The 8,563-nt window shown below is 49.8% G+C and carries 11 protein-coding genes and 1 rRNA gene; 2 read left to right on the top strand and 10 right to left on the bottom strand.

Annotated elements, in window-relative coordinates:
* Together B5F38_RS04115 and eno are read right to left on the bottom strand one after the other, a co-directional pair.
* Positions 1-316 (bottom strand): 16S ribosomal RNA (locus tag B5F38_RS04115); the annotation flags it as partial.
* A gap of 337 nt (positions 317-653) precedes the next feature.
* Positions 654-1,937, bottom strand: a complete 1,284-nt coding sequence (gene eno / locus B5F38_RS04110; protein WP_087408050.1) for a phosphopyruvate hydratase — start codon at positions 1,935-1,937, stop codon at positions 654-656.
* A gap of 211 nt (positions 1,938-2,148) precedes the next feature.
* Between eno and B5F38_RS04105 the strand changes: the two genes are divergently transcribed.
* The gene (locus B5F38_RS04105; RefSeq protein ID WP_143240899.1) at positions 2,149-2,655 is read left to right on the top strand and encodes a choice-of-anchor J domain-containing protein; all 507 of its coding nucleotides are present in this window, start codon (positions 2,149-2,151) and stop codon (positions 2,653-2,655) included.
* Positions 2,646-4,013: a DUF6383 domain-containing protein gene (locus B5F38_RS04100; protein ID WP_087408037.1), complete on the top strand. Its 1,368-nt coding sequence runs from the start codon at positions 2,646-2,648 to the stop codon at positions 4,011-4,013. Before B5F38_RS04105 ends, B5F38_RS04100 begins: the two co-directional genes overlap by 10 nt.
* A gap of 336 nt (positions 4,014-4,349) precedes the next feature.
* Here B5F38_RS04100 and rplQ read toward each other — a convergent pair whose 3' ends face one another.
* The 8 genes from rplQ to map form a co-directional block, all read right to left on the bottom strand.
* Entirely contained in the window at positions 4,350-4,868 is a 519-nt protein-coding gene (rplQ, locus tag B5F38_RS04095) for a 50S ribosomal protein L17 (protein WP_087408036.1), read from the bottom strand.
* Between the two features lie 4 nt (positions 4,869-4,872).
* On the bottom strand, positions 4,873-5,865 hold the full coding sequence (locus B5F38_RS04090) for a DNA-directed RNA polymerase subunit alpha (RefSeq protein WP_087408035.1): 993 nt from the start codon (positions 5,863-5,865) through the stop codon (positions 4,873-4,875).
* An 8-nt stretch (positions 5,866-5,873) separates the two neighbouring features.
* The gene (gene rpsD / locus B5F38_RS04085; protein WP_087408034.1) at positions 5,874-6,482 is read right to left on the bottom strand and encodes a 30S ribosomal protein S4; all 609 of its coding nucleotides are present in this window, start codon (positions 6,480-6,482) and stop codon (positions 5,874-5,876) included.
* Between the two features lie 121 nt (positions 6,483-6,603).
* Complete coding sequence (rpsK, locus tag B5F38_RS04080; RefSeq protein ID WP_087408033.1) at positions 6,604-6,993, bottom strand: 30S ribosomal protein S11; 390 nt, start codon at positions 6,991-6,993, stop codon at positions 6,604-6,606.
* 9 nt (positions 6,994-7,002) lie between these two features.
* A complete protein-coding gene (gene rpsM / locus B5F38_RS04075; protein WP_087408032.1) occupies positions 7,003-7,383 on the bottom strand; it encodes a 30S ribosomal protein S13 in 381 nt (126 codons plus the stop codon).
* A gap of 38 nt (positions 7,384-7,421) precedes the next feature.
* Complete coding sequence (ykgO, locus tag B5F38_RS04070; RefSeq protein ID WP_008862836.1) at positions 7,422-7,538, bottom strand: type B 50S ribosomal protein L36; 117 nt, start codon at positions 7,536-7,538, stop codon at positions 7,422-7,424.
* A gap of 11 nt (positions 7,539-7,549) precedes the next feature.
* Complete coding sequence (gene infA / locus B5F38_RS04065) at positions 7,550-7,768, bottom strand: translation initiation factor IF-1 (protein WP_025278756.1); 219 nt, start codon at positions 7,766-7,768, stop codon at positions 7,550-7,552.
* A gap of 9 nt (positions 7,769-7,777) precedes the next feature.
* A complete protein-coding gene (gene map, locus B5F38_RS04060) occupies positions 7,778-8,560 on the bottom strand; it encodes a type I methionyl aminopeptidase (protein WP_087408031.1) in 783 nt (260 codons plus the stop codon).
* Positions 8,561-8,563 lie beyond the last annotated feature (3 nt).

The raw sequence follows: 8,563 nt of genomic DNA, 5'->3' as shown, positions 1-8,563 counted from the left end.
GGACCTTCCTCTCAGAACCCCTATCCATCGTCGCTTTGGTGGGCCGTTACCCCGCCAACTGGCTAATGGACCGCATGCTCATCTGTAACCAAGATTGCTCTCTTTAGACATCGTCCCATGCGAGACCTTGTCGTTATGGGGTATTAGGCCGGATTTCTCCGGGTTATCCCCCTGTTACAGGCAGATTGCATACGTGTTACTCACCCGTGCGCCGGTCGCCGCCAGAAGTATTGCTACATCCGCGCTGCCCCTCGACTTGCATGTGTTAGGCCTGTCGCTAGCGTTCATCCTGAGCCAGGATCAAACTCTTCGTTGTATATCTTGTTTTTCTTATTTTATACCTTCGAAGGACTCCCGGCCGAATTGACTTCGTTCTCTCTTTTTCTCTTGTACTACACTTGCTTCTTTTCAGTCTTGTCAATGAACTGTGCCCTCCGTTTTCGCTCCGGTTGACCCGGTGTTCTTTCGAAAAGCGATGCAAAGGTAGGCGTTTTTATATATTCCCTCCAAATTTTTTGAGGACTTTTTTATGCTATAAAACATACTTTTCTCTCAACTTCCCCATTTTCACTCCGTTATAAACAAACTTTTTTTTCGCGATTTTTTGCGACTATGCCAAAAGCCTGCCTCCCCGGAACGAAAACAGAGCGGAATTAGACAATCGTTTTATAACCATATTGGGCTACGCTACCCAGCTCCTCCTCGATACGGAGCAGTTGATTGTATTTGGCCATGCGGTCGGAACGGCTGAGCGACCCGGTTTTTATCTGCCCGGCATTGGTCGCTACGGCAATATCGGCAATAGTGGCATCTTCGGTCTCGCCCGAACGGTGCGAGATGACAGCCGTGTACCCGTTGCGCTGCGCCAACTGTACGGCCCGAAGCGTCTCGGTAAGGGTGCCTATCTGATTAAGTTTTACCAATATGGAGTTGGCGCAATGCTTGCGAATACCCTCGGCCAGGTAGTCGACATTGGTCACAAAGAGGTCGTCGCCTACGAGCTGACACTTGTCGCCAATCAAATCGGTGAGGAGACGCCAACCTTCCCAATCGTCTTCGCTCATGCCGTCCTCGATCGAGTCGATAGGATAGCGCATGATAAGGTCTTGCAGGTATTCGGCCTGCTGTTGAGTCGTGCGCTTGACACCACCGGGTCCCTCGAAACGCGTATAGTCGTAGAGTCCATCGACATAAAACTCGGACGACGCACAGTCGAGAGCAATGCGCACATCGCGCCCCGGCATATAGCCGGCCTGGTTCACGGCATCGAGTATGGTCTCGATGGCAGCCTCGGTACCCGGCAAGGCAGGGGCAAAGCCTCCTTCGTCGCCCACGGCGGTACTCAACCCTTTGCCATGCAGCACCTTCTTCAAGGCCTGGAACACCTCGGCCCCCATGCGCAACCCCTCCTTAAAAGAGGATGCCCCTACGGGACGAATCATAAACTCTTGAAAAGCAATAGGAGCATCGGAATGCGAGCCGCCGTTGATGATATTCATCATGGGGACGGGCATCACATAGGTATCGGCCCCACCGATATAACGATACAGAGGGATACCCAATTGAGCGGCAGCCGCTTTGGCCACAGCCAGGGAGACACCCAGGATGGCATTGGCTCCCAGCTTCGACTTCGAGGGGGTACCGTCGAGGTCGATCAGCTGCCGGTCGATACGACTCTGCTCGAAAGGGTCGGCCCCTTTGAGAGCTTTTGCAATCACATCGTTGACATGATGCACAGCCTTCTGCACACCTTTTCCACCATAGCGCGATTTATCGCCGTCGCGCAATTCGAGGGCCTCATGTGCCCCGGTCGATGCGCCCGAAGGAACAGCGGCACGGCCTCTAACACCCGAATCGAGCACTACATCGACTTCGACCGTGGGGTTACCTCGTGAATCGAGAATCTCCCGAGCTTGAATGTTTGCAATCTTTTCCATATCCATTTGATTTAATTGGTGATTTATACAGAACATTCCTTACTCTACTTTTCCCTATCGGAGGAGGACTGTTTAATAATTATTAACTATACGACAAAACCGTTTGGCGCTGCATGTATATACATTTGTAGGAAAGATGTGCAGATAGGCTTCAAATCCATTATACACTAAACCAAAATATCTTAATACTAACCCTTAAACCGTAAACTGTATGAAAATTCATCGCATGAAAATTTCTACACTTTTGCTATGTGCTACCTTCTCGCTGGCAACAGTTGCTCAACCGCAAGCCGCAACCGAACCAATAACACCGCCCTACGCGGAGAGTTTCGCTAACGATGCTTTCGTAAACGACTACACCATTGTCGATGTAAACAACGACGGAGTAACCTGGGGCCCCTATCTGGGATCGGTTCAAATCTCGTACAACTCGAATGAGGCCATGAATGACTGGCTGATAACCCCGGCTCTGGCCCTCGAAGGGGGAAAAATCTACAACTTCTCGATTGAAGTAATGACCGGAAGCGACTCTTACAACGAGAGCTTTGAGGTGATGTATGGCAAAGAGAATACTCCCGAATCCATGACCGAGACCATCATCGAAAAAATGCAGGTCGCACACACCGTCTACAAGAGTTACAGCGGCACCCTCTCACCGAGCGAAAGCGGTACTACTATATCGGCATACACGGGTGCAGCGATGCCGATATGCTCTTGATCAGTCTGAAAAACCTGAGTGTGGGCGAAGCCAAAGGGGCCTCGGCTCCGGCTGCTCCGTCGGACTTGACAGCAACTACCCGCACCAATGGTGAGTTAAAGGCCGACATCGCCCTCACCGCCCCCACCCTCGACCTGAACGGCGATGCCCTCGAGAGCCTCGAGAGTGTTCGCCTCATGCGCAACGACAGCCTCATACACACCTTTGACTCCCCGGCTCCCGGAGCAGAACTTACCTATGTCGACGAAGTGCCCGAATGCTCGCGCTACACCTACTCGGCCGTTGCCGTGAACGGTTCGGGCGAAAGTCCCGCCATCGAAACAAGCGCCTTCGTAGGAGTGCTGGAACCCTCCAATCCCACCGGAATCAGCCTGACCGAAGGGAGCAAACCGGGTGAGGTGATTCTGAAATGGACACCCGTTACCACCGACATCCGCAACAACACACTCGACCCGGCCTTCGTGACCTACCGCATCTACGGCGGCGACGGCCTGGCCACACTCCTGTTCGACGGTATTACCGGCGACTCCTATACCTTCCAGGCGACCGACGACGTGTCGACACAATCGTTTGTGCAATATGCCCTCGTAGCCGAGACCCGAGGCGGTATCTCAGACTTCATGAACTCCCCGTTGCTGCCTCTCGGTCCGGCCTATGCAACCCCGTTCGTCGAATCATTTGCCAACGGAACACCGGCTACTATCATAGGACTTTACAGCGACAATCTGGCCACCTGGAAAGGATTTACCAACGAAACGGGCATCGAATCGCAAGATGGCGACAACGGCTTTTTCGGCTCGGAGGGCTCCTACCTGCAAGACTCGGCTACCTTCGTAACCGGCAAAATAGACTTGAGCGGTCTCGAAACTCCGACACTTACCTTCTATACCTACAATATCGTAGATGGTGAAGATCGCGACATCAATACGTTGAGGGTTTCTGCAATCGCCAACGGAACTGTACAGGAGGTAAAATCGTTCCAGATTTGCGACCTCGGCGACCAAGAGGGATGGCTGAAGGTAGAGGCTTCGCTCGAGGCTTACAAAAGCCAGACCATACAACTGGAGTTCACCTCGCTCCACGCACTCTATCCCTATATCTTTATCGACAACCTGCGCATCGACAACTATGGCGCCAGTGCTATCGAAACAGCCACATCGGCCTCGGTATTCATCGCCGGCGGCCAAGGCGAGATAATCATCGCCAGAGCCACCCACGAGCGCGTGGAGGTATTTACCATCGACGGCCACCTCGTGACCCAGCAGACGATAGCGGCTCCCGAATATCGCCTGCCGTTGACACCGGGCATCTACATAGCCCGTGTGGGACAAACTACGCAAAAGGTAATCGTGAAATAATCGATTGCAATCGGTCTCCCTCACGGAGACCGATTCCGCCACAAAGGGCTGTACCGGCCGAACCGTTACGTCGGGGTGGTATAGCCCTTGTTTTAGTCCTATATCCGTAAGACCAATCACCCCAAAGCCGCCACCCAAACGTCGGCAAATGCCCCATACAACCGTCGAATGACCGCCAAATAATCCTATACAACAGCCTCTCCCCAAACCCGACAAGACTGTCTGCCCCTATCTCTACAGCCGTTTCCCGGACAAGCACTACCACCCCGACAGAAAAATAAAAAGCCCCCCGAACACTCGGAGAGCTTTTTACTATATAGCAATAAATCGATCCTCTTATTCTGCAGCTTTTTCCTCGGCAGCAGGGGCCTCGGCGGCCGGAGTTGCAGGAGCTTCAGCAGCGGGAGCAGCAGCCTCGGCAGCAGCAGGAGCGGCGCTCTTTTTCGAACGACGGGTACGAGTTGCTTTCTTAGCGGCTTTCTCTTTGAGCATGTTTTCGTTGTAGTCAACGAGCTCGATCATACAAGTAACGGCGTTGTCGCCCAAACGGTTGCCCGTTTTCAAGATACGGGTATATCCTCCGGGACGGTCGGCAATCTTAACCGAAATCTCTTTGAACAGTTCGGTAACAGCCTGTTTGCTCTGCAAGTAGCGGAATACTACACGACGCGAAGCGGTAGTATCTTCTTTGGCACGATTGATCAGGGGCTCGACATACATTCTCAGCGCTTTGGCTTTGGCCAACGTGGTGAAGATTCTTTTGTGGAGAATCAAAGAAGTAGCCATATTGGACAGCATAGCGTCGCGGTGAGCTTTGGTACGACCCAAGTGGTTGAATTTCTTATTATGTCTCATCGTTTTACTCTTTATCTAATTTATATTTCGAGATATCCATTCCGAACGAAAGGTTCAAGTTAGCCAAGAGCTCATCGAGCTCGGTGAGCGATTTCTTACCGAAGTTGCGGAACTTCAACAAATCGGTCTTGTTGAATACCACCAGATCGCCAAGGGTCTCGACATCGGCCGACTTCAAGCAGTTGAGGGCGCGTACCGACAAGTCCATGTCGACCAGTTTGGTTTTGAGCAACTGGCGCATGTGCAATACTTCCTCGTCGAACTCTTCATTACCATCGGCATCGTTGGTCTCGAGCGTGATTTTCTCGTCAGAGAACAACATGAAGTGGTAAATCAAGATTTTGGCAGCCTCTTTCAACGCCTCTTTGGGGTGAATGGAACCATCGGTTGTAATCTCAAGAATCAGTTTTTCGTAGTCCGTTTTCTGTTCTACGCGGAAATTTTCAACAGAATATTTCACATTCCGAATCGGGGTATAGATCGAATCGATAGGAATTACATTCACATCGTCGGCGGGGTTGCGGTTCTCATCGGCGGGAACATAGCCACGGCCTTTGTTGATGGTGATATCTATTTGAAAACTTGCGCTTGAATCCAAATGGCAAATAACCAAATCGGGGTTCAAAACTTCGAAACCGGTAAGCGATTTACCGATGTCACCTGCCTTGAACACGTCCGTACCCGAAACAGTAATGGTTACTTTTTCATTCTCGATTTCTTCAACGACCTGTTTGAAACGAACCTTTTTGAGATTCAGAATCACGTTTGTCACGTCCTCGATCACACCGGGAATCGTAGAAAACTCATGCTTTACGCCATCGATACGAATCGACGTAATCGCAAAACCTTCAAGCGAGGAAAGGAGGATACGGCGCAAGGCGTTACCCACGGTAACACCGTAGCCGGGCTCCAACGGACGAAATTCGAATTTACCGAAAAAATTGTCCGCTTCCAGCATTAATACTTTATCGGGTTTTTGAAATGCTAATATCGCCATGGAATCAATTATTGTTTAGAATACAACTCAACGATCAACTGTTCTTTAATGTTTTCAGGGATATCGGCTCTTTCGGGCAAATGCAACAATTTACCGCTCTTCAAGCTCTCGTCCCACTCTAACCAAGGATATTTGCTGTGATTGAATCCAGCAAGTGCATCGGCTATAACCTCGAGCGATTTGGCTTTCTCACGAACGCCAACTACTTGACCCGGTTTTACCGAATACGACGGGATATTCACCACTTTGCCGTCGACAACAATGTGACGGTGCAGCACGAGCTGACGGGCAGCGGCACGCGTGGGGGCGATGCCCAAACGGAATACCACGTTGTCGAGACGAGCTTCGAGCAGTTGAAGGAGCACTTCACCCTTCACACCTTTGGTACGAGAAGCCTTCTCGAAGAGGTTTCTAAATTGTTTTTCCAATACACCGTAAGTGTATTTGGCTTTTTGCTTTTCACGAAGCTGAACGCCATACTCGGAAGTTTTTCTTCTCTTGTTGATGCCGTGTTGTCCCGGGGGATAGTTCTTTTTCGTAAGAACTTTATCGGGGCCAAAAATAGCTTCGCCAAATTTACGAGCGATTTTTGTTCTAGGTCCGGTATATCTTGCCATTTCTAAAATTTTTTAATTATTAAATATTGCGAACCGAGAAGAGTGCAGCCGCGATTGCAGAGAGGATTATTATGCAATCTTATTCACTGTTCGGGATTCTCTGTTTACAAATAAAGAAAAATTAAACTCTTCTTCTCTTAGGAGGACGACAACCATTGTGCGGCAGCGGAGTTACATCGATAATCTCGGTTACTTCGATACCAGCGCCATGAATAGTTCTTACAGCCGATTCACGACCGTTTCCGGGGCCTTTTACATAGGCTTTCACTTTCCTCAAGCCCAGGTCATAAGCCACTTTTGCACAATCTTGTGCGGCCATTTGAGCGGCGTAAGGAGTATTTTTCTTAGAGCCTCTGAAGCCCATTTTACCTGCCGACGACCACGAAATCACCTGACCTTCGCTGTTGGCAAGTGTTACAATAATGTTGTTGAACGAAGAATGGATATGGGCCTGGCCAACGGCATCAACCTTTACAACCCTCTTCTTTGCTGCGACTGTTTTTTTTGCCATACTTACTTATTATTTAGTAGCTTTTTTCTTATTTGCAACGGTTTTCTTTTTACCTTTACGCGTACGAGCGTTGTTCTTGGTGCTCTGGCCTCTCACAGGCAAACCGATACGGTGACGGATACCCCGGTAGCAACCGATGTCCATCAGACGTTTGATGTTCAGCTGTATTTCGGTACGAAGGTCACCCTCCACCTTATACTCGGTACTGATGATTTCACGTACTTTTGCCGACTGGTCGTCGGTCCAATCTTTCACTTTGATGTCTTTGTCAATGCCGGCTTTACTCAAAATGGAATTAGCCGCGCTACGACCGATACCATAGATATAGGTCAAGGCGATCTCTCCTCTCTTATTTTGCGGCAGGTCTACACCAACAATTCTTATTGCCATATATTAGAATCTTTTAATTTGCAAAAATAATAATAAATTTATCCTTGACGTTGTTTATACTTAGGATTTTTCTTGTTAATTACGTACAAACGGCCGTGTCTTCTCACGATCTTGCTATCGGGCGTACGTTTTTTCAATGATGCTCTTACTTTCATATTGTTGTTTTTTATTTATATCTAAAAGCAATTCTTCCTTTGGTCAAATCATAGGGCGACATTTCGATCCGCACCTTATCACCCGGGAGTATCTTGATGAAGTGCATACGCATCTTTCCCGAGATATGGGCGGTTATCTCATGCCCGTTTTCCAACTCTACGCGGAACATGGCATTCGACAATGCCTCCACGATTACACCATCTTGTTCTATTGCAGCTTGCTTCGCCATAAATTATAGTTAAATTGATTTGTCTCCTAAAACTTGCTCTACATATTCAAACGAAGAGAGTATATCGGCCTTCCCTCCTTTGATTGCTATCGTGTGCTCGAAGTGAGCAGCGGGTTTGCGATCGCGTGTGCGGGTAGTCCAACCATCGCGCTCGATGACGATATTGCGTGAACCCAGGTTGATCATGGGCTCGATGGCAATACACATGCCGTTCTTGAGCAGCGGGCCGGTACCGGGACGTCCGTAATTGGGGACATTGGGCTCTTCGTGCAGGTGCTTGCCTACACCGTGTCCGCACAACTCCCTCACTACAGAATAACCACGAGCTTCGCAATAGGTTTGAATGGCATGGCCTATATCGCCTATGCGTTTTCCCTCGACAGCATGCTCGATACCCAGATAGAGTGACTCTTTGGTGGTTTTGAGCAACTGTTTCACTTCAGGGGCAACCTCGCCTACACAGAAGGTATAGGCCGAATCGCCGTTGAAGCCGTTTTTCACTACGCCGCAATCGATCGACACGATGTCGCCCTCGCGCAGGGCGTAGCTGTTGGGAATACCGTGTACAATTACCTCGTTGACCGAGATGCAAAGAGAGTTGGGATAGCCGGCGTAACCCAGGAACCCGGGTTCGGCCCCGTGATCCCGAATGAACTCCTCGGCTATCTTGTCGAGCCGGAGGGTGGTAATCCCGGGGACTACCCACTTGGCCATTTCGCCCAGGGTCATGCCCACCAAGAGATTACTCTCCCGCATCAACTCTATCTCTTCGTCTGTTTTAAGATAAATCATTAT

This window comes from Barnesiella sp. An22, from assembly GCF_002159975.1.
In the GTDB taxonomy this organism is placed as follows: Bacteria; Bacteroidota; Bacteroidia; order Bacteroidales; family Barnesiellaceae; genus Barnesiella; species Barnesiella merdigallinarum.
Note: the sequence above shows the minus strand (reverse complement) of the source record. Positions and strands in the feature narration are given on the sequence as shown.